Source organism: Citrobacter sp. CFNIH10 (assembly GCF_002934585.1).
Classification (GTDB): Bacteria; Pseudomonadota; Gammaproteobacteria; order Enterobacterales; family Enterobacteriaceae; genus Citrobacter_A; species Citrobacter_A amalonaticus.
Genome location: NZ_CP026216.1, coordinates 1,003,564 through 1,023,710, shown reverse-complemented (window position 1 = coordinate 1,023,710; position 20,147 = coordinate 1,003,564). Strand labels below are relative to the sequence as shown.

General features: G+C 45.3%; 15 protein-coding genes. 11 read left to right on the top strand and 4 right to left on the bottom strand.

All coding sequences use genetic code 11. From position 1 onward, the window contains the following. The first annotated feature begins 81 nt into the window (after positions 1 to 81). From C2U53_RS08385 to C2U53_RS08355, 7 genes are all read left to right on the top strand, one after another. Positions 82 to 924 carry a TnsA endonuclease N-terminal domain-containing protein gene (locus C2U53_RS08385; RefSeq protein WP_104445794.1) on the top strand — a complete coding sequence of 281 codons (843 nt, stop codon included), beginning with the start codon at positions 82 to 84 and terminating at the stop codon, positions 922 to 924. Next, positions 911 to 3,034, top strand: coding sequence for a transposase (locus C2U53_RS08380; RefSeq protein ID WP_000351433.1), 2,124 nt, complete (start codon positions 911 to 913; stop codon positions 3,032 to 3,034). Before C2U53_RS08385 ends, C2U53_RS08380 begins: the two co-directional genes overlap by 14 nt. Continuing rightward, positions 3,034 to 4,482: an ATP-binding protein gene (locus C2U53_RS08375; RefSeq protein WP_001049180.1), complete on the top strand. Its 1,449-nt coding sequence runs from the start codon at positions 3,034 to 3,036 to the stop codon at positions 4,480 to 4,482. Before C2U53_RS08380 ends, C2U53_RS08375 begins: the two co-directional genes overlap by 1 nt. 40 nt (positions 4,483 to 4,522) lie before the next feature. Then, entirely contained in the window at positions 4,523 to 6,079 is a 1,557-nt protein-coding gene (locus tag C2U53_RS08370; RefSeq protein ID WP_104445793.1) for a TnsD family Tn7-like transposition protein, read from the top strand. Positions 6,080 to 6,090: 11 nt separating this feature from the next. Continuing rightward, positions 6,091 to 7,017: a hypothetical protein gene (locus C2U53_RS08365; protein ID WP_000262423.1), complete on the top strand. Its 927-nt coding sequence runs from the start codon at positions 6,091 to 6,093 to the stop codon at positions 7,015 to 7,017. A 352-nt stretch (positions 7,018 to 7,369) separates the two neighbouring features. Beyond that, entirely contained in the window at positions 7,370 to 7,669 is a 300-nt protein-coding gene (locus C2U53_RS08360) for a helix-turn-helix transcriptional regulator (protein ID WP_001097216.1), read from the top strand. 563 nt (positions 7,670 to 8,232) lie between these two features. Beyond that, a complete protein-coding gene (locus C2U53_RS08355) occupies positions 8,233 to 10,059 on the top strand; it encodes an AAA family ATPase (RefSeq protein ID WP_001239419.1) in 1,827 nt (608 codons plus the stop codon). Between the two features lie 168 nt (positions 10,060 to 10,227). On the opposite strand, the gene C2U53_RS08350 is transcribed toward C2U53_RS08355, so the two are convergent. The 4 genes from C2U53_RS08350 to silR all read right to left on the bottom strand — a co-directional run bounded on the left by C2U53_RS08350 (position 10,228) and on the right by silR (position 13,556). Continuing rightward, on the bottom strand, positions 10,228 to 10,578 hold the full coding sequence (locus tag C2U53_RS08350) for a DUF305 domain-containing protein (protein WP_000647571.1): 351 nt from the start codon (positions 10,576 to 10,578) through the stop codon (positions 10,228 to 10,230). 147 nt (positions 10,579 to 10,725) lie between these two features. Further along, positions 10,726 to 11,157 (bottom strand): silver-binding protein SilE, encoded by a 432-nt coding sequence (silE, locus tag C2U53_RS08345; protein WP_000790485.1) that lies wholly within the window; start codon positions 11,155 to 11,157, stop codon positions 10,726 to 10,728. 244 nt (positions 11,158 to 11,401) lie between these two features. Beyond that, positions 11,402 to 12,883 (bottom strand): copper/silver sensor histidine kinase SilS, encoded by a 1,482-nt coding sequence (gene silS / locus C2U53_RS08340; RefSeq protein ID WP_000555733.1) that lies wholly within the window; start codon positions 12,881 to 12,883, stop codon positions 11,402 to 11,404. Then, positions 12,876 to 13,556 carry a copper/silver response regulator transcription factor SilR gene (gene silR, locus C2U53_RS08335; protein ID WP_000697966.1) on the bottom strand — a complete coding sequence of 227 codons (681 nt, stop codon included), beginning with the start codon at positions 13,554 to 13,556 and terminating at the stop codon, positions 12,876 to 12,878. Before silR ends, silS begins: the two co-directional genes overlap by 8 nt. 189 nt (positions 13,557 to 13,745) lie before the next feature. On the opposite strand from silR, the gene silC reads away from it, so the two are divergent. The 4 genes from silC (at position 13,746) to silA (ending at position 20,075) form a co-directional block, all read left to right on the top strand. Then, positions 13,746 to 15,131, top strand: coding sequence for a Cu(+)/Ag(+) efflux RND transporter outer membrane channel SilC (gene silC, locus C2U53_RS08330; RefSeq protein ID WP_001507116.1), 1,386 nt, complete (start codon positions 13,746 to 13,748; stop codon positions 15,129 to 15,131). 27 nt (positions 15,132 to 15,158) lie between these two features. Then, positions 15,159 to 15,512 carry a Cu(+)/Ag(+) efflux RND transporter periplasmic metallochaperone SilF gene (locus C2U53_RS08325; RefSeq protein WP_001246152.1) on the top strand — a complete coding sequence of 118 codons (354 nt, stop codon included), beginning with the start codon at positions 15,159 to 15,161 and terminating at the stop codon, positions 15,510 to 15,512. Between the two features lie 113 nt (positions 15,513 to 15,625). Further along, positions 15,626 to 16,918 carry a Cu(+)/Ag(+) efflux RND transporter periplasmic adaptor subunit SilB gene (gene silB, locus C2U53_RS08320; protein WP_001446341.1) on the top strand — a complete coding sequence of 431 codons (1,293 nt, stop codon included), beginning with the start codon at positions 15,626 to 15,628 and terminating at the stop codon, positions 16,916 to 16,918. Between the two features lie 10 nt (positions 16,919 to 16,928). Continuing rightward, positions 16,929 to 20,075 carry a Cu(+)/Ag(+) efflux RND transporter permease subunit SilA gene (gene silA / locus C2U53_RS08315; RefSeq protein WP_001759379.1) on the top strand — a complete coding sequence of 1,049 codons (3,147 nt, stop codon included), beginning with the start codon at positions 16,929 to 16,931 and terminating at the stop codon, positions 20,073 to 20,075. Positions 20,076 to 20,147 lie beyond the last annotated feature (72 nt).

Here is a 20,147-nt window from a genome sequence, read left to right as displayed (position 1 = left end):
TTACTGAATGTGTAGTTATAGGGTTGGAGACTATAAAATGCACATATAGGTACGTATCAATGTCGTTTTTAGGGTACGATCATGGCTAGGAGTAGGCGTCTCAAATCCTATTTGGATTATGAAAATGCGCTAGGTGACGGCATAGGAGTGGGCTATGGCCAAAGTTATCAGCCCTGGCTTAGAGCTCAGGACGTTAAATCCCGTGGAAACCGTTCGATAGTCTTTGGCCTTAAGACGTTTCGAAACCATCATCTCCTTTCTTCTGTCGAAAGTAACTTTTTCTATCTGGCTGAGTTTAATGACTCGGTGATTGATATCCGGGAACAATTCCCACTCTTTCCTCTCCGGCTTACCCAACAAATAGCAAATCATCTACATTTTCAACATCCTATGGTGAGGGGAGTAAGAGGAGTACCTGTCGAAGTTCTGAATGTTATGACAACCGATTTTTTACTGACCTTGAGAACTCCTGAAGGCGGACTTCGATACAAAGCTATAGCAGTAAAACATAACGAGAGCATACCTGAACGCGAAGCCCAAAAACTTGAAATAGAGAGGATGTTTTGGCAGTTGATTGATGTTGAGTTTCAAATTTATGTTGGCTCGGAACTCAATAACGTCGTCGGTAAAAACATTTGCTGGGCTACTTCTGTATTAAGAGATGGTTCTGAATTTTATGATAAATATCCTCTTGATAAAATCCTATGGAAGCTTAAACCAGATGTTTATCCCATAGTAGGACTACGTGCAATGATTTCATCAATCTTTGGGGTAGATGCACAAGAAGCGATGATGTTATTGCAGGCAATGATTGGATTAAAAATGATAAATGTTGATTTATCATATCCAATACTCGAAACCGGTCTGATAAAGATAATTTCCAATGACCACTATATAGGACTGAACGCAAATGGATATTATTAGGAATTCAGTCTGGCTCTCTCAAGGCACTGATTTGCTTGCAGAGGGACTTTACCGTGTTTTGGATTTTGACAGAAAGGTCGATTTGTTAATTTTGTTTAAAATAAAATCAGAAAGAACGGGTAAGCCAATCCCTTTCTCATTTTCAATGTTTAAATATTATATTGAATCAAATAGCATAACTTGTAAAGATTATATATATCCTTCATATATGTTAGTAGATGAGAAAGAAATAACAGATAAAGACAGAGGAAGGCGAGATGAAAATTACAATATCATTAAAGATCTTGTAGATGACAGAATGTTTCTGTTCGACTATGCATTACATAAAAAGTCGCACCTTTTAATGGATTACTCCAGAAATAAAAAAATATCACAATATACTATCAGAACGCTTCTGGCGTTGTATTGGCGACATGGGCAGGATATTTATGCATTGCTACCCGCATTCTCGAACTGTGGCGCCGCTGGGAAAAGTAGAATCAAACATGAAATTAAACTTGGGAATTCCAAAAAAAACAGAGCATTACCTAATGAACGATCACGTGTTTTCATTCTTAATGAAAGAGATATAAATAATATTAGAAAATCTCTCATTACGTATCATTATAAAGTTAACGGAGATACGATAAAGAAAACATTAGAGAGACATATTGATTTGTATTTTAGGGATGAAATTAAAACAGCAAACCTAGAAAATAGAGCTCCATATGTTCCTTCTTTAAAACAATTTTCATACTGGAATAAAAAACTCTTCACTAAAGATTTCTCGATAAATAAGAAGAACACGAAAAAAGAAATAGACCTCAAAATGCGGGCGCTTTTAGGTAGTGTGGCTAATACAACTGTTTTGCCGGGTGATGTTTTCGAAATAGACTCAACTGTCGCTGATGTACATCTTATTTCGAGTTTAAACAGACGAAAAGTCATTGGGCGTCCTACTATTTATACAGTGGTGGATCGTGCAACAAGAATGATTGTTGGCCTTCATGTTTCTTTATACCATGCTTCATGGCGAGCCGCCCGACAAGCGTTAGCAAATTGCTTTATGCCAAAAAAAGAATATTGTAGATTATTTGGAATCTCTATTACTGATGATGATTGGCCTTGTTCTCACATTCCATTAACATTGATGTGTGACAACGGGGAGATGATTGGTCTTAAACCTCAGGAAGAGATGACCCCCCTGACAAAGCTTGAGTTTGCGCCAGTCGGTAGAGGCGACAGAAAAAGCATTGTTGAACGCTGTTTCGGCATTCTGAATGATGAGGTTATTCATAGGCTTATTGGAACAACACGAAGGGGAAAGATTGTTAAAGGAGAGCCAACACCGCAATCCAGGGCTTGTTTAACGATTCAGGAGGTCACGTCTTTACTGATTCGGGAGATACTTGCACATAATCAGAGAACGTATGAGGAACTGGCTTATATCAATCCCTTACTGATTGAAAATGATCTCGTAATATCACCAAAAAATAGTTGGATGATAAGCTTAAAGCACGGGAGATTCAGCGCAAGAGCCGTTGGGGCCGACGAAGTGATCGCACGATTGTTAATCCCTGTGAACGCTAACATTACCGCCGGTGGGATTCAGTACAATAATCTTTTTTATGAATGTGATCCTGAAATTGCATCAGGTGTCAGAGTATTTGGAAGAACCACTTGTGAAGCAAGAATAGATGACAATTGCGTAGATTATATATATGTAAGATTTGACAAAAATAGCATTTTCAAAAAACATTACCTACTTAAGAAAAGAGATGTATTTAAAGGGAAAGCTCATCTTGATACAGATGTAATGGCTGATTGGGTAGATACTCAAAAAGAAATTAATTTATTTACTCTGGATTCGCTCAGCAATATCAATAATAAAGATGAATTTAACAGGAAAGGTAACGAAAGATTAAATGAAATATACGAATCTCGCCGGGTACATGGTAAAGATATTAAAAAGAACAGGAAAAATGAACTTGATTCATTAGGGCGAACTCATGTTGCTAATGGAAGATCTGAACCCCTACTTCCTTCATCCAGTAATGTTCTGCTTTTGCCTGGCCGGGAGGAGAAACAAAGATGGTTAAAAGGTAAGAAGAAGACTGAGGACGCAGAATAATGAACCTTATACGGCGCGTTTCAGCGATATATAAAGAACAGGAGTTACCTGAGTATCGTGGCAATCCCTTAATTGAAGCACTTCCTGAAGCGCTTACGGAAGATGAAGTACTTCTGGAAATGAGTTATTTCCCCGAAATTGACGAAAAAATCCGCTGGACTGCCCCGGCGAATGTTAGAGAGCAGTATGTCGAACGTATAAAGAAATTCCGTTGCCCTCAAACCAATCTTATCCAGGCTTATAAGATGATCTTACGGGCACTTAGGGAAAGCTATGCAGCTCGTAATCCTTTAAAAAGCGGAACAATTCAATATCTTCATTACTATGGAAATGAGCGTCCTGATATTGAGCCAGAAAGTGGATATTTTAAATCCCAGGCTGAAACTATTACGATAGTTGGAATGAGTGGTTCTGGAAAAACTACCATGATTGAGCAAGTCATGGATCATTTCCCTCAGATTATAGAACACAGCAGCTATAAAGGAGTTTTTCCCGGCTTCAGTAAGCAAATTGTATGGGTAAAGATTAATTGTCCATACAATTCAAGTGTGAGAGACCTTTGTGAAGAGATTTTACAAAAATTAGATGATGCAATTGGTATTGAACGAACTACACCTGAGATTAGAAATGGTGCTCTGGCTCGCCAGATTGCACAAAGAATTAAATCATCATTTTTGGGTATCCTTGTTATTGATGAAATGCAGAGGCTTAAATTTTCAAGAACCGGGGGTGAGAGTAAGTTGATTGATTTTTTACATGAAATTGTAGATTCCATGGGGGTATCTATGGTTTTTTGTGGAAATCATCCTTTTGACGAGACGCTGACAAAGAAAATGAGAATTGCCAGGCGGGCAGAGTCTGGTGGTTACATGAAAATTAAGAATGTTAGATACGATTCACAAGACTGGCAATCGTTTATTCATTATTTATGGCCATTACAATGGACAAATGTTGAAACTCCATTAAATGATGAGTTAAACGAAAAATTATTCATTTTATCTAAAGGCAATATTGGATTGGCTCAGATGATTTATCGGGGGGCACAATTAAAGGTTATCGGTAGCGGCAATGAAATCATCACTGGCGCAGTCTTGTCGGCCTCTGTACCGGTACTCGTGAGTCATACGGAGGAATATAAGGATACTCCACTCCCAGGGGCCGCGACTGAAGATGAGGAAGCTAAATGGCTCTCTGCATCTAATGAGGGTGATGCTTCGGCTAAAATCATGGCAGAGAAGTCCCTAAAGTCTTTGATCCCTGGGGATATAGACAGGCCACAGCACAAGGAATTCGTAGGAAAAATAGACGAGGTTTTGCGCAATTTCGACGAGAAAATACTGTCTCTTGACCACGATCTTGTTATCAACAGAACAGCTGAAAAGAAAAATACCTACGATGCTCTTCAGCGTTGCGGGCTTATAAATATAGATCCACTTAATAAATTGTAATGAGGTAACAGTTCGTAACGGTCAAAGAGAGGTGTGGGAAATGAGAATGTTGCCTGTTTTGCCTGATGAATCCTTGTTCAGCCGGTTTTGTCGGACAACTACCGTGTACGGTATGTCCCCATCTTCTCTGTTAACGATCATTTTCAACAAACCTGATATGAACGTCCATCCAATTCTCAATTCAGGATTAAAGGCTATTTCTCTTCATACATCCGAAAGTGCAGATCAGCTCTGGCATGAACAGACTTTACTCCCTCTTTTTGCCTGGGCACTACCAATCAGTCGTAATGAAATTATGGATTTCAACACGACCCCTGCCAGGCTTAATCGATTGTGCCGCCTTAGTAATTTTTCACTAGGGCAGCGCACACTATTGAAGTTTTGCCCGGTTTGCGCTCGTGAAGATACTTTTCATTATGGTGTTACTTATTGGCATCTGGCGCATCAGCTTCATGGGGTTACAACCTGCCATCGGCATCCGGTAGCGCTTGAAAGCATCCATGTCCCTTCTTCACCGCACATACGTATTGGACTGATGCCTCCTGTTTCGTATACAGAACAACTTAGCAATGAGATAGACTTCGATTTTGCTAAGTTTTGTTATGAGTCCCTAAATATAATCAGAAGAAAAGATATTACACACCCCAATTACATGGATGTACTTAAAAAGTTGAATTTATTATCATTGGATGGAAATTTAAAGAAAAATGTATTCTACGCACATGTTTATGCTAAGTGCCAGTTATTTGGGGAGGGTTCATCGGGAATTATACCAACATCCCTAACTGATTATCATTACTGGGAGCCTATACTCAAAGACAAATGTTGTCAGCATCCCACAAAGCATCTTTTGCTTTGTTATTGTTTGTTAAATACTTGCTGGCCAACGTATGCAGGAAGTCGTACTAATAAAAAGAAAGAAATCTTTAAAAGTCATAAGAAATACAGTTTTCATATAGTTGAAAATAATACTAGTGTTAGCAACCTTGGGAAGGAATTTAGTCGCAGCAGATGTTACATTAAAACACTTATTTATAAAAAATACCTGAGGGCGTTTAAGCGAAACACAAAAATTAATATATTCACTGAATTGCTTATCAAGTCTATGGCTGTAAGGGGGTTTAGTCTGGCATCCATAGCTGAGAAAAACTCATTATCGGAAGGAGCTGTATCCTCTGTAATTTCATCTTGTTACGGTTTATGCTCATGGCGTAAAAAATGTAAAAAAGATTCTTTAAGACGGCGTCATAAGCAGAAAATATTAAGATTTATACATAATCAATCCGTTTCTATAACACGAAAGTTAGTCAAAGAAAGTTGTTATGCAAGTTTCTATTGGCTAAATAAACATGAATGTGACTGGCTTAATTCCTGTCTTCCTAAAACAATACGATGCTATAAAAATAAAAGAGTAGACTGGAGCGAGAGAGATATTATCTCATTATCATTAATAAATGATGTTTTATCTCAGGGGCAGTACTCGATGTCACTTACAAGTCTAGATGCTTTACTGGGAGGGCATGGCTGGCTTTTGAAATACAGAGATAAACTACCAATGACAATGATACTTCTCAGAAAAATGGAACTAATTAAATAAGAGGGAGTTATATGGTTTACGAAAATGAATTGTGGCACAGTTTTCTTCTGCGTTCACAGATAATGTATAACTTATCCAATTGCAGGAACATAATATCAAAGCATGGCGCACTAAGGTACGATGCCTTTCCTCGTTTCGAACTGATTGATATGTACAAATTGCATAGCTTGCAGGATATATATGACATTCTTGCCACTAGAAATGGTTATATACTAACTTCCAATATAGTGTCGTTATCTTCTGGTGTTTACGGGTATTTTAACGCTGTTGAAGATGCCTGTCGGAAAAATTTTCACATAACTAATTCATATCCATTGGTAAACATCTCAAACATTCGTTACTGTCACAAATGTATTGTTGAAGATATACACTCTAAAGGCATTGGTTATCTGCGTCATAGATGGTTGTTTGAATCTAAATGTGCAGTTCATAGTACCAGTTTATATGAGGTTTGTTTTGATAACTATTTGAATGCAGTGAAAGGACTTAGTGACTTAATTATAAGTGGAATAAATCCTCATGGTTATTGTTCCCTTGTGGTTGACGTTTCAAACCCTTTCAAAAATCCAGTGTATATATTACCATGTGCACGTAATAAAATTTTAAAATGGATTTCGGACAATAAAAATATGCTGATTTACTTTCTCTTTGATCTCTTCAAATGTAAGTCGCATTCAAGTTTATCTAAGGTTATCGAAGTCAAGATAATGCATGATAGATATATTTCTGCGGTGTTCAAGATGTTAAGTGAAGTTAATTTTTGTAATTTCAACTCATTTATTTCTGATATTTTTGAGGACGTAAGTTATGCCTCTATCGGACTTGATGATTATTCTGTTAATGTGCATTTTCTCAGGCTAAGGGCTGCAGATTGTAAATTTTGCCAGTTGAATGGTAAATATTTTTGCTCACTTTACAATGTAAAACTTCTTCGCTAATTTCACTTCATTTATAAAATACTAAGAAAGCTAGTTAGATAAGGTTTTATATTTTGACTGGGGCAGGAATAAATTATCACTCATAGAGTTTCCCTGGGGGTTACCACCTGTGTATGATGCCGGTTAGCAACAACGTCTAAAAGACCTGCGATCACGTGGGTCCCTCTCCAGCAAAGGGGCAAGGGGTGCTATATAACGGTGTACTGCTTACCCAATACGGCCTTGTATTTGAAAGATGCCGCATCTTGGCAAGATTCGTATTACAGCCTATAGTCTGTTAATGAGCATTACAGCCTATATGCTGTAAATCCCTGCGTTATGCTTGTTAACCCGTCGATACGGAAGGTCACTTATGAACACTCAATACGCTTTGAAGACTTTGAATCAGTTACGTCCTGTTTTAATCGGCTTTCGCAAAGCCAATGGACTGACGCAAAAAGATGTTTCTGAACGTTTGGGTATAACACAGCAAACTTATGCCCGACTAGAGGCCAACCCTGCAAGTGCGGGTTTTGAGCGTTTGTTTAGGGTGTTCAGCGTCCTTGGAGTGGAGATCGTACTTTCATCCAGGGAACCATTGTCAGATGCAAAGCCCGAATACGGAGCTATGCACAATTATTCTTCACTTCCAGCCAGGCGGGAGAAATGGTGACGCCTGGCGCTTCCCGGTCTAATTTTTCTTCAACAAGATTAACCCCTTAGCGGCCTGAAGTATCAGGTTGCGATAGAGCCTTTCATTTCTTCTGTTATGTTAAATACACCATTTTGAGCTATTTCGCTCGGCCTTAAATTATCTCTTCATTCTTCAGTGAAAATTTTATGTCGATCACGTTATCGATGAATTTAGGAAATAATCCGTAAATGAAAATCTATCTTCTTTTAAATTCATCAGTGTCAGTAGCAAATATTACGCATAAAAGAATGGTTATTATTATCATTTAAATTATAAAGCTCATGAGTCAATTCCAAAAAATATAATAAGCATTGAAATCATTACCCGTGATTCTGGAGTTTTAACTTTGCCATGTAACCAACCACAAGTTAGTTTCCGGTGTTTTGAGGGGCAGTAAAGTTCTGAAAGCGCGACCAGATCATAATCCCGAAATGTCGTTAAGATATTCTGAATAACGGTTATCCCTGCTTGTTGGCAGGCATTTGAAAATATATTTTGTGTTCAGGTTGCAGCAAAACGCTTTCTTACACACAGGACTTCATATGCGGCTCAGAAAATTAAAACTGAAAAACTTCAGAGGCTACAGAAACTCTACTGAAATCATTATTGATGAAAGCATGACGGGTATTGTCGGTCGTAATGACTTTGGGAAATCAACGCTTCTGGAAGCGCTGGCTATTTTTTTTGAAACAGAAGGAATGAAGGCTGACAAGAATGACATGAACTGTTTCAGCCTAAGAGAAGGGGACGGCCGTTTTGAAATAGCCTGTGAATTTGATGACCTGCCCGATTTTATCATGATCGACGACAGGGTGCAGACCACGCTCGCCTCAGAACATCTGCTGAATGAGGACGGCAATTTTGAAATCGTCAAAACGTTTAAAGCAACGACCTCAGGAAAACCGGAGCAGACCTGCATCCGCTGCATCCACCCGGATGAGGAGCCCCTGAGAAATTTACTGGGCATGAAAATTTCTGAGCTCAAGGCGGTGGGAAAAGAAGTTGAAAAAAATGTGGCGGATAAACGCACTGCATCGTTATGGCGTCAGGCCATCAGGGAAGCCGCAGCCCCCTATACCTGTTCGGAAATTATGCTGGATGTCGATAAAGAGTTCGGAACCGACACAAAATCATTATGGGGTAAGATCCTCGATTTGCTGCCCACGTATGCGATTTTCAAAGCCGACAGGGAAAGCAGCGACGGGGATTCCGAAGCTAAAAACCCCTTACAGCAGGCCGTAAAAGACGCTCAGGCTGCGCTGCAGGACAAAATTACAGCGCTGGAAAATGAGATTCAGGACAGCGTCCTGGATGTCGCACAGAGAACGCTGGATAAATTACGTGAAATGGCCCCCGAACTCGCCAGTGAACTGACTCCACGATTTAAGGAGAAACCCAAGTGGACCTTCAATTTCACCCTGGACGGGGAAAATGGCATCCCCATCAATAAGCGCGGCAGCGGGATAAGGAGGCTTATCCTGTTGAATTTTTTTCGGGCTGAGGCTGAAAAGAATGTCGCGGGGACGCCCAGAAATGTGATTTATGCCATAGAGGAGCCTGAAACGTCACAGCATCCGAACTATCAGATGATGCTGATGAAAGCGTTACTGGCACTGGCAGGCCAGCCGCACCGTCAGATTATCGTCACCACCCATGTCCCGGCGCTGGCCGGATTAATCCCTGTCGAAGGCGTACGTTATGTTACCCGAAATGAGGCGGGTGAACCCGTAGTAAAAATGCCGGATGACGCAGTGCTGAAGGAAGCCACTGAAAGCCTGGGGGTGCTGCCAGAGACCGGTATGGAAAGGGCGCAGGGGATTGTTCTGGTAGAGGGAAAGTCGGATGTTACTTTCCTGAGGCATGCGGCCAGTTCATTAAAACAGTCAGGTGCGCTGCCAGCCTCTCTGGAGGACGTGAAAATAGTGCCAGTCCTCATAGGAGGGTGTGGTAGCGTCAAACACTGGGTTACATTGAATCTGGCCAAAGATCTGGGGCTTCCCTGGTGCGTATTTCTGGACTCCGATATTGGGGGAGACCCTGCACAGGTTCTGTCCATCCAGAAGCGTAAAAAAGAAGTAGAGGAGGCCGGTAAGGTATTTTTCGCTACGCGCAAACGTGAGATAGAAAACTATCTGTGCCCGGATCTTATCGAGGAAATTACTGGTGTAGCCGTCACGTTTACGGACACCTGTGACGCTAAAAAAATAATCGGCCGGGCTGTGGGAATGAAACCCGATAATGTACTAGATAAATTCTGGCCTCAGATGACATCAGAAAGAATCATCTCAAGATCAACCTATCATGACGGAACGCAGGAGAGAAGCGAGCTGGTTGAGATCCTGAGCGACATTGTATCCATGACGAGATAATGTATTAAATAAGCATCTCAGGTGCATATATTCCGGTCCTCAACAAAGGACCGGAGTACAGAGTAGTAAAAACCCGCAATTAATCGGGTTTGAATTATATAAAGATTAACCGACTCCCGCGCCCAGGAACGATGTAAAATCACGCTTGTCGTGACATTTCTACAATGTTTACTTTTGACTATCAAGCCATTTATTCATCTGCTCAATTTCACCTTTTTGAGCTTTAATGATGTCCTGCGCGAGCTTTCTCATTTTCGGATCTTTTCCGTATTTGAGCTCGGTCTCAGCCATTGCTATTGCCCCTTCATGGTGCGCTACCATGCCTTTCGCAAAAGCCTTGTCGGGATCGGACTCATTTACGGCAGCCATCATTTTGTCATGCATGTCTTTCATGCCAGCCATATATTCCTGTGACGAAGCCGAGGTAGACATATCAGTCATTTTCATTTCTGAATGTTCTGCTGAAATCGCTGGCAGGGATAACATTAATACTGCAAATAAAGTGTTTCTGGCTTTCATAAAAAATATCCTTTTAGCGTTGATGCCCGTTAACTGTAGCAGAATCTGATAAAAATGCCCCCTGTAGGGGGCAAAGATGTTGCCATATATCCGGTTACGGAAAAATCTATCAAGGAAATAAGGACAGCACAGATACTTCCCTCGCCGTCAGCCTGCACTGAGCATGCGACGATGCGCTTCGGCCATGGCCTGATGTGGGCCAGACTGACCGTTATTCATAAATTCATGGGCAACTGCAGCTCTTTCATGCTCATTCATTGCCGCTAATGACTTCGACGGCCCGGTAGGGGAAACGGTCTGACTTCCCATCATCCTCTGATGACTTTCCACCATTTTCTGGTGCGCATCCGCCGACCCGTTCGTCATGGTTTCATGAGCAATAATGGCCTGTTCATGCTGGTCCATACCGGCCATACGAGGTGCAGTCCCCTGGATCCCGACAGGAGCCGCAGCAGACTGCATCTGGTGAGCAGGTGCCTGTGCATTGTTGACCCGCTCATGGATATTCACGGTTTCAGTGGCCCAGGCCGAAGAAATTAAGCCAAAGCCCAGCAAGGATGCTAATACGATATTTTTCATGATAACTCTCCATTTCTTAATTAGTGATGTCCGGGGGAGTACAACCGGTGTTTTCAGTTCCATAACTGAAACAGGTTCGGAAGTGTTTATTTCTCCGGGAGGGGACTGGATATTCATTTCCTGGCGTCCACTGACGCCGGATATTGATAAAGCAATCCAGCCTTCCTGATAAGTTGCACTAATTATATCGAATGGCTTCTGTTTGCTGCATGACAGGCTAATGACATCTTTGTCATTTAAATCTTTATTCCCAGCACTGGGTGTCCGGAATCATTTTCTCCAGTCTGGGCACGGATAAGATAAAACGCGTTGAGTGTACGTCCGATTCCACCTGCACTCTTCCGTGATGTGCTTCCACGATTGACTTCACAATCGCAAGGCCGATGCCGCTGCCTTCTCCTTTTCGTTGTCTGGACGGATCCACCCGATAAAAACGGTCAAACAACCTTGATAAATGCTCTTCAGGGATTGGTTTCCCCGGATTTTCAATCACAAGGTCAAAAAAGCTCTCCTGCTCTCTTATTGAGACGGTGATTGCCTGTCCCTCTGGGGTATAACGCAGGGCGTTGGATAACAGATTATTGATCGCTCTTCTGAACATTTGTGGATCTCCCTCAACCAGGCAGGGCATCCCGTTAAATTTGAGCATAATATTGCGTTCTTCGGCCCAGGCTTCGAAAAACTCGAAGACTTTCATGACTTCTGCTCTGAGGTCAAACCGAACCCTGTCAGGTATCAGCTGATTATTGTCCGCCTGTGCCAGGAACAGCATGTCGCTGACCATTTTGGTCATCCGGTTATACTCTTCAAGGCTGGAATAGAGGACATCCTCAAGTTCCTTCTGCGTTCGATCCTGACTCAGAGCGATTTCAGTCTGCGTCACCAGATTGGTGATGGGTGTTCTGATCTCGTGCGCGATATCGGCAGAGAAATTGGCCTGGCGGGTAAAAACATCCTCAATCTTTCCAATCATATGATTGAACGAGATAACCAGCTGCTCCAGCTCAATGGGAACGCGTGTCGGTTCCAGCCGCGCATCAAGATTCTCGGAGGTGATGTTTTTAATGGCATTGCTGACATTACGAAGGGGCAGGTGCCCCTGACGGACAGCAATGCGAATGATCAGAACAATCAGCAGGCTTATCACGACGGCAATCGCAATCAGATTTTTTTTCAGCGCATCGAGGTAATGGAGATGGAAATTAATGGAGAGGCCAGTCAGCATGACATAGTTCTGCTGTTTGCCCTGAAATGTCGCCTGGCCAGAGGAGGCGATAATCCGGTACGTTTCCATCTTCATTCCGGACCCGGTATCCATCGCTCTCGCAGTATCCTCCACCGTCCAGAGAAAGACATCCCGTGCGCGGCTGTGCTCGCTAAAATCGGCTGAATTCACGGCCGGGCGTAGTGCTGCCCCCTGCGCAGAGCTGTACAGCACCTCACCCCGGGGATTGAGGAGCAAAAGGGCAACGTTGCGGTAGCTGGCGATCGATTCCTTTATTTTGCTTACTTTTTTTTCATCCGGATCTGCCGGGGACTGGAGTATACGGCTCAGTGTGGTGCTGATTTGTTGCAGATCGCTGACATCCTGCTCGGCAAAATGCTTTTCAACAGAATGCAGCATAAACCAGGTGAAGGCGATAAACGCCAGTATTGTGGACAGGCTGATAAAAAAGGTCAGCCGCAGAGCGAGTGAGAAAGGTCGTCTGGACGGTTTGCTATGCATCCGGGATCTCCAGCATGTAGCCCACGCCCCGCACTGTCTGGATCAGTTTTGTCCCGTAATCGTTGTCTATTTTAGCGCGGAGTCGCTTTACTGCGACATCAATCGCGTTAGTGTCGCTGTCAAAATTCATGTCCCAGACCTGAGAGGCAATCAGGGAGCGGGGAAGAACTTCTCCCTGATGGCGAATGAAGAATTCCAGCAAGCTGAACTCTTTACTGGTGAGCACAATGCGGTTCCCGGCGCGGCTGACTTTTCTGGATACGAGATCAACCGAGAGGTCAGCCACTTTAAGCTGGCTTTCCGTGATCATCGTGTTTCCCCGCCTGAGGAGGGTTCTTACCCGGGCGAGCAGTTCAGCAAACGCAAAGGGCTTCACCAGATAATCGTCCGCACCCAGCTCAAGTCCTTTGACCCTGTGTTCAATCGTGCCAAGGGCCGTCAGCAGTAATACCGGCATCCCCTTTCCGGCACTGCGCAGCATACGGATGATATCCCAGCCGTTTACATCAGGCAGCATGATATCCAGGATGGCTAAATCATACTCGGCTGTCATGGCAAGATGATATCCGGTCAGACCATTATCAGCGTGATCCACGACGAACCCCGCCTCTGTCAGCCCCTTGCTGAGATATTCACCTGTTTTAATTTCGTCTTCAACGATTAATATTTTCATCATGCTCCCCGGCTGGCTGCTAATGTCATTTTATTGCGCCCACGATCGTTATCAACGGATTACAGCAAAAATGACAACATTGTCATTATCCTGTCACCCGGCAAACAGAGAGCGTTCGGTAAAGTATCCCTATCAATACTCTGGACTTCGTTTGAACCATTTACCAGGTCTGCCTGTACGAGAAGCGTTATGTTCAAATTAAAATTACTCAGCATCAGTACCATATTCATCCTGGCTGGTTGTGTTTCTCTGGCACCTGAATATCAGCGTCCGCCAGCTCCGGTTCCCCAGCAGTTTTCATTGTCTAAAAACAGTCTGACGCCTGCGGTAAACAGCTATCAGGATACGGGCTGGCGAAACTTTTTTGTCGATCCCCAGGTCAGCAGGCTGATCGGTGAAGCCCTGAATAATAACCGTGATTTGAGAATGGCTGCCCTGAAGGTTGAAGAGGCCCGGGCCCAGTTCAACGTCACGGATGCAGATCGTTATCCCCAACTGAATGCCTCATCCGGGATCACATACAACGGTGGTCTGAAAGGTGACAAGCCGACCACACAGGAGTACGACGCGGGTCTGGAGCTCAGCTATGAGCTCGATTTTTTTGGCAAACTTAAGAACATGAGTGAGGCTGATCGCCAGAACTACTTTGCCAGCGAAGAAGCCCGTCGTGCCGTACACATCCTGCTGGTCTCCAACGTTTCACAGAGCTATTTCAGCCAGCAACTGGCGTACGAACAACTCCGTATTGCGCGGGAAACGCTGAAAAATTATGAACAGTCTTATGCATTCGTTGAGCAACAACTGGTGACCGGGAGTACGAACGTTCTGGCGCTTGAACAAGCCAGGGGGCAAATCGAAAGTACCCGCGCCGAAATAGCCAAACGAGAAGGCGATCTGGCTCAGGCAAACAATGCCCTGCAACTGGTGCTGGGAACGTACCGCGCAGTTCCGTCAGAAAAAGGGATTAAAGGTGGGGAGATCGCACCAGTAAAATTGCCACCAAATCTGTCGTCACAAATATTGCTGCAGCGTCCGGATATTATGGAAGCGGAATACCAGTTGAAAGCGGCTGATGCCAATATTGGCGCAGCGCGAGCGGCTTTTTTCCCGTCCATTACCCTGACCAGTGGTCTCTCCTCAAGCAGTACGGAGCTGTCCAGCCTCTTTACGTCAGGAAGTGGAATGTGGAATTTTATTCCTAAAATTGAAATTCCTATATTTAATGCTGGCAGGAACAAAGCCAATCTGAAGCTGGCTGAAATTCGCCAGCAACAGTCCGTGGTTAATTACGAACAAAAAATTCAGTCAGCCTTTAAGGATGTTTCCGACACGCTTGCGCTGCGCGACAGCCTTAGCCAGCAACTTGAGTCACAGCAGCGTTATCTTGATTCACTTCAGATAACTCTACAGCGTGCCAGAGGATTGTATGCAAGTGGTGCTGTCAGTTACATCGAAGTGCTGGATGCAGAACGTTCCCTCTTCGCGACGCAGCAAACCATTCTCGATCTTACCTATTCCCGACAGGTTAACGAAATTAATCTGTTTACCGCGCTGGGTGGCGGTTGGGTAGAGTAAATTTATTCAATTAATCAGGAAATTAAAATGCGTAATTCACTTAAAGCCGTTTTATTTGGTGCCTTCTCTGTCATGTTTTCTGCCGGTCTTCATGCTGAAACACATCAGCATGGCGATATGAATGCTGCCAGTGATGCTTCGGTACAGCAGGTTATCAAGGGCACCGGTATCGTTAAAGACATTGATATGAATAGTAAAAAGATTACCATTTCGCACGAAGCAATCCCGGCGGTGGGCTGGCCTGCAATGACCATGCGCTTCACTTTTGTTAATGCAGACGACGCTATCAATGCCCTGAAAACCGGCAACCATGTCGATTTCTCGTTTATTCAGCAGGGCAATATCTCCTTACTCAAAAGCATTAACGTTACGCAATCCTGATTAACAGTCCGGAGCGAATACATCCAGTGCGCCTGAACATTCATTATGGGATTACTGTGAATGAATAATCGTGCGCATATGCCAGGTGTTTTGATTTTTCAGCGAGAAATTGTATGGCTTCTTTAAAGATAAAATATGCTGCAATAATTATCAGCAGCCTCATAGCAGGGGGGCTGATATCGGTTACTGCCTGGCAGTATTTAAACTCATCACAAAAAACAGTACCAGCAGAACAAAAGGCACCGGAGAAAAAGGTACTTTTCTGGTATGACCCTATGAAACCGGATACCAAATTTGATAAACCCGGAAAATCGCCTTTTATGGATATGGACCTTGTGCCGAAATATGCTGATGAAAGTGGCGATAAAAGCAGTGGCGGGATCCGTATCGATCCAACTCAGGTTCAGAATCTGGGATTAAAAACGCAAAAAGTCACGCGAGGAATGCTGAATTATTCTCAGACAATCCCGGCTAATGTCAGTTACAACGAATATCAGTTTGTCATTGTGCAGGCGCGTTCTGACGGTTTCGTCGAAAAAGTGTATCCCCTGACGATTGGCGATCATGTGAAGAAAGGCACTCCGCTTATCGATATCACCATTCCTGAATGGGTTGAGGCACAAAGTGAGTTTCTGCTGTTATCCGGTACAGGCGGTACGCCAACCCAGATAAAAGGGGTTCTGGAGCGACTTCGTCTGGCTGGTATGCCGGAAGAGGATATTCAAAGGCTGCGTTCAACCCGCACAATCCAGACCCGTTTTACCATTAAAGCACCTATTGATGGTGTCATTACTGCATTTGACCTGCGCACCGGCATGAATATTTCCAAAGATAAGGTGGTGGCTCAGATTCAGGGGATGGACCCGGTCTGGATCAGCGCTGCAGTGCCAGAATCTATCGCCTATCTGCTGAAAGATACGTCGCAGTTTGAAATTTCGGTACCGGCTTATCCGGATAAAACATTCCATGTCGAAAAATGGAACATTCTTCCCAGCGTGGATCAGACAACCCGCACGCTTCAGGTCCGCCTCCAGGTTACTAACAAGGATGAGTTTCTCAAGCCGGGCATGAATGCCTATCTCAAACTGAATACCCAAAGTCAGGAGATGCTGCTGATACCAAGCCAGGCCGTTATCGATACCGGCAAAGAACAGCGCGTGATTACTGTTGATGATGAAGGCAAGTTTGTGCCGAAACAGATCCACGTTCTGCATGAATCACAGCAACAGTCCGGCATTGGCTCCGGTCTTAATGAAGGCGATACCGTGGTGGTCAGTGGCCTGTTCCTCATTGACTCCGAAGCCAATATTACGGGCGCGCTGGAACGTATGCGCCACCCTGAAAAAACAGAAAACAGTATGCCAGCAATGTCTGAGCAGCCTGTAAATATGCATTCAGGGCACTGAGGAGACGACGATGATTGAATGGATTATCCGGCGCTCTGTCGCCAACCGTTTCCTGGTCATGATGGGCGCACTGTTTCTCAGCATCTGGGGCACATGGACGATAATTAACACGCCGGTCGATGCGCTGCCTGACCTGTCAGATGTGCAGGTCATTATTAAAACCAGCTATCCCGGACAGGCTCCGCAGATTGTAGAAAACCAGGTCACCTATCCGCTTACCACCACCATGCTGTCCGTACCTGGCGCAAAAACCGTGCGTGGCTTTTCACAGTTCGGTGATTCGTATGTGTATGTCATTTTTGAAGACGGGACCGATCTGTACTGGGCCCGTTCGCGCGTGCTGGAATACCTGAATCAGGTTCAGGGCAAACTGCCTGCGGGTGTGAGCTCTGAAATCGGTCCGGACGCCACGGGAGTGGGCTGGATATTTGAATATGCCCTGGTCGATCGCAGCGGAAAACACGACCTTTCAGAACTGCGTTCTTTGCAGGACTGGTTTCTGAAATTTGAACTGAAGACCATCCCGAACGTGGCTGAGGTAGCCTCGGTTGGTGGCGTGGTGAAGCAGTACCAGATTCAGGTCAATCCGGTAAAACTGTCCCAGTATGGGATCAGCCTGCCCGAAGTGAAACAGGCTCTTGAATCGTCTAACCAGGAGGCCGGTGGTTCATCCGTTGAAATGGCCGAAGCGGAGTATATGGTCCGTGCCAGCGGTTATCTTCAGAGCATTGATGATTTTAATAACATCGTCCTGAAAACAGGTGAGAACGGCGTGCCGGTTTATCTGCGGGATGTTGCCCGCGTGCAGACCGGGCCCGAAATGAGGCGTGGTATTGCCGAGCTGAACGGCCAGGGAGAAGTCGCTGGCGGCGTGGTGATCCTGCGGTCGGGTAAAAATGCGCGCGACGTTATCACGGCAGTGAGGGATAAACTGGAGACGCTGAAGGCCAGCCTGCCGGAAGGCGTTGAAATCGTGACCACCTACGATCGCAGCCAGTTAATCGACCGGGCGATTGATAACCTCAGTTCCAAACTTCTGGAAGAGTTTATCGTGGTGGCCATCGTCTGTGCTCTGTTCCTGTGGCACGTACGTTCTGCCCTGGTGGCGATTATCTCTCTGCCGCTTGGCCTGTGTATCGCCTTTATCGTCATGCACTTCCAGGGACTGAACGCCAATATCATGTCGCTGGGAGGGATAGCGATTGCCGTCGGTGCGATGGTGGATGCCGCCATTGTGATGATTGAAAATGCGCACAAACGGCTTGAGGAGTGGGATCATCAGCATCCGGGTGAGCAGATTGACAACGCCACCCGCTGGAAGGTGATTACCGACGCCTCCGTGGAAGTGGGACCCGCGTTGTTCATTAGCCTGCTGATCATCACCCTGTCCTTTATTCCTATCTTTACCCTGGAAGGGCAGGAAGGTCGTCTGTTTGGCCCGCTGGCATTCACGAAAACGTACTCCATGGCGGGAGCGGCCGCACTGGCCATCATCGTCATTCCTATTCTGATGGGATTCTGGATCCGGGGGAAAATTCCTGCAGAGACCAGTAACCCCCTGAACCGGGTGCTGATCAAAGCGTATCATCCTTTGCTGCTGCGGGTCCTCCACTGGCCAAAAACAACCCTGCTGGTTGCGGCCTTGTCCATTTTCACGGTTATCTGGCCACTGAGTCAGGTGGGCGGTGAATTTCTGCCGAAGATTAACGAGGGCGATCTGCTGTATATGCCGTCGACCTTGCCTGGCGTCTCTCCGGCAGAAGCTGCAGCGCTCCTGCAGACAACAGACAAGTTAATCAAAAGCGTTCCTGAAGTGGCTTCTGTATTTGGCAAGACCGGTAAAGCAGAGACCGCAACGGATTCCGCGCCGCTCGAAATGGTGGAAACCACGATCCAGCTCAAACCTGAGGATCAGTGGCGTCCCGGCATGACAATTGACAAGATTATTGATGAACTCGACAGGACAGTCCGTTTACCGGGTCTGGCAAACCTCTGGGTGCCGCCTATCCGTAACCGTATTGATATGCTCTCAACCGGGATCAAAAGCCCGATAGGTATCAAAGTGTCCGGGACTGTTCTGTCCGATATCGACGCGACGGCGCAGAGTATCGAGGCGGTAGCCAAAACCGTGCCTGGCGTGGTGTCTGTCCTGGCTGAGCGACTTGAGGGCGGGCGCTACATCGATATCGATATCAACCGGGAGAAAGCCTCCCGCTACGGGATGACGGTAGGTGATGTCCAGCTGTTCGTCTCTTCAGCAATCGGAGGTGCTATGGTGGGTGAGACAGTTGAAGGGGTGGCCCGGTACCCTATTAACATTCGCTACCCGCAGGATTACCGGAACAGTCCGCAGGCGCTGAAACAGATGCCGATCCTGACCCCGATGAAGCAGCAGATCACGCTGGGCGATGTCGCGGATATTAACGTCGTTTCTGGACCAACCATGCTGAAAACCGAAAATGCCCGGCCAGCCAGCTGGATTTATGTTGATGCCCGCGGCAGGGACATGGTGTCGGTGGTTAACGACATTAAGACGGCCATCAGCGAGAAAGTGAAACTGAGACCGGGAACCAGTGTGGCATTCTCCGGACAGTTTGAACTGCTTGAGCATGCCAACAAGAAACTGAAGCTGATGGTGCCGATGACGGTGATGATCATTTTCATCCTGTTGTATCTGGCATTCCGCCGGGTTGACGAAGCCCTGCTGATCCTGATGAGCCTGCCGTTCGCCCTGGTTGGCGGAATATGGTTCCTGTACTGGCAGGGCTTCCATATGTCAGTGGCGACCGGAACCGGGTTTATCGCCCTGGCCGGGGTGGCAGCAGAGTTTGGCGTGGTCATGCTGATGTATCTGCGTCATGCCATTGAAGTGCACCCGGAATTGTCCCGTAAAGAGACGTTCACACCGGAAGGTCTTGATGAAGCCCTTTATCATGGTGCCGTGCTGCGTGTCCGGCCGAAAGCCATGACCGTGGCGGTGATCATCGCGGGTCTGCTGCCGATACTCTGGGGAACCGGCGCAGGTTCAGAAGTCATGAGCCGTATTGCGGCCCCCATGATTGGCGGGATGATCACAGCTCCGCTGCTGTCCCTGTTCATTATTCCTGCCGCCTATAAACTCATCTGGCTGCGCAGACATAAAAAGAGCGTGTCATAACCCTGAAAGGACACCCCTGCGGGTGTCCTTTTGCATAAATTCACCCTGACGTCAGGGTTTACATCGATAACA

What these genes read in the sequence shown, in the direction of transcription:
- C2U53_RS08385 (WP_104445794.1), top strand. Translation starts at nt 82, where the DNA reads ATGGCTAGGAGTAGGCGTCTCAAATCCTATTTGGATTATGAAAATGCG.
- C2U53_RS08380 (WP_000351433.1), top strand. Translation starts at nt 911, where the DNA reads ATGGATATTATTAGGAATTCAGTCTGGCTCTCTCAAGGCACTGATTTG.
- C2U53_RS08375 (WP_001049180.1), top strand. Translation starts at nt 3,034, where the DNA reads ATGAACCTTATACGGCGCGTTTCAGCGATATATAAAGAACAGGAGTTA.
- C2U53_RS08370 (WP_104445793.1), top strand. Translation starts at nt 4,523, where the DNA reads ATGAGAATGTTGCCTGTTTTGCCTGATGAATCCTTGTTCAGCCGGTTT.
- C2U53_RS08365 (WP_000262423.1), top strand. Translation starts at nt 6,091, where the DNA reads ATGGTTTACGAAAATGAATTGTGGCACAGTTTTCTTCTGCGTTCACAG.
- C2U53_RS08360 (WP_001097216.1), top strand. Translation starts at nt 7,370, where the DNA reads ATGAACACTCAATACGCTTTGAAGACTTTGAATCAGTTACGTCCTGTT.
- C2U53_RS08355 (WP_001239419.1), top strand. Translation starts at nt 8,233, where the DNA reads ATGCGGCTCAGAAAATTAAAACTGAAAAACTTCAGAGGCTACAGAAAC.
- C2U53_RS08350 (WP_000647571.1), bottom strand. Translation starts at nt 10,578, where the DNA reads ATGAAAGCCAGAAACACTTTATTTGCAGTATTAATGTTATCCCTGCCA.
- silE (WP_000790485.1), bottom strand. Translation starts at nt 11,157, where the DNA reads ATGAAAAATATCGTATTAGCATCCTTGCTGGGCTTTGGCTTAATTTCT.
- silS (WP_000555733.1), bottom strand. Translation starts at nt 12,883, where the DNA reads ATGCATAGCAAACCGTCCAGACGACCTTTCTCACTCGCTCTGCGGCTG.
- silR (WP_000697966.1), bottom strand. Translation starts at nt 13,556, where the DNA reads ATGAAAATATTAATCGTTGAAGACGAAATTAAAACAGGTGAATATCTC.
- silC (WP_001507116.1), top strand. Translation starts at nt 13,746, where the DNA reads ATGTTCAAATTAAAATTACTCAGCATCAGTACCATATTCATCCTGGCT.
- C2U53_RS08325 (WP_001246152.1), top strand. Translation starts at nt 15,159, where the DNA reads ATGCGTAATTCACTTAAAGCCGTTTTATTTGGTGCCTTCTCTGTCATG.
- silB (WP_001446341.1), top strand. Translation starts at nt 15,626, where the DNA reads ATGGCTTCTTTAAAGATAAAATATGCTGCAATAATTATCAGCAGCCTC.
- silA (WP_001759379.1), top strand. Translation starts at nt 16,929, where the DNA reads ATGATTGAATGGATTATCCGGCGCTCTGTCGCCAACCGTTTCCTGGTC.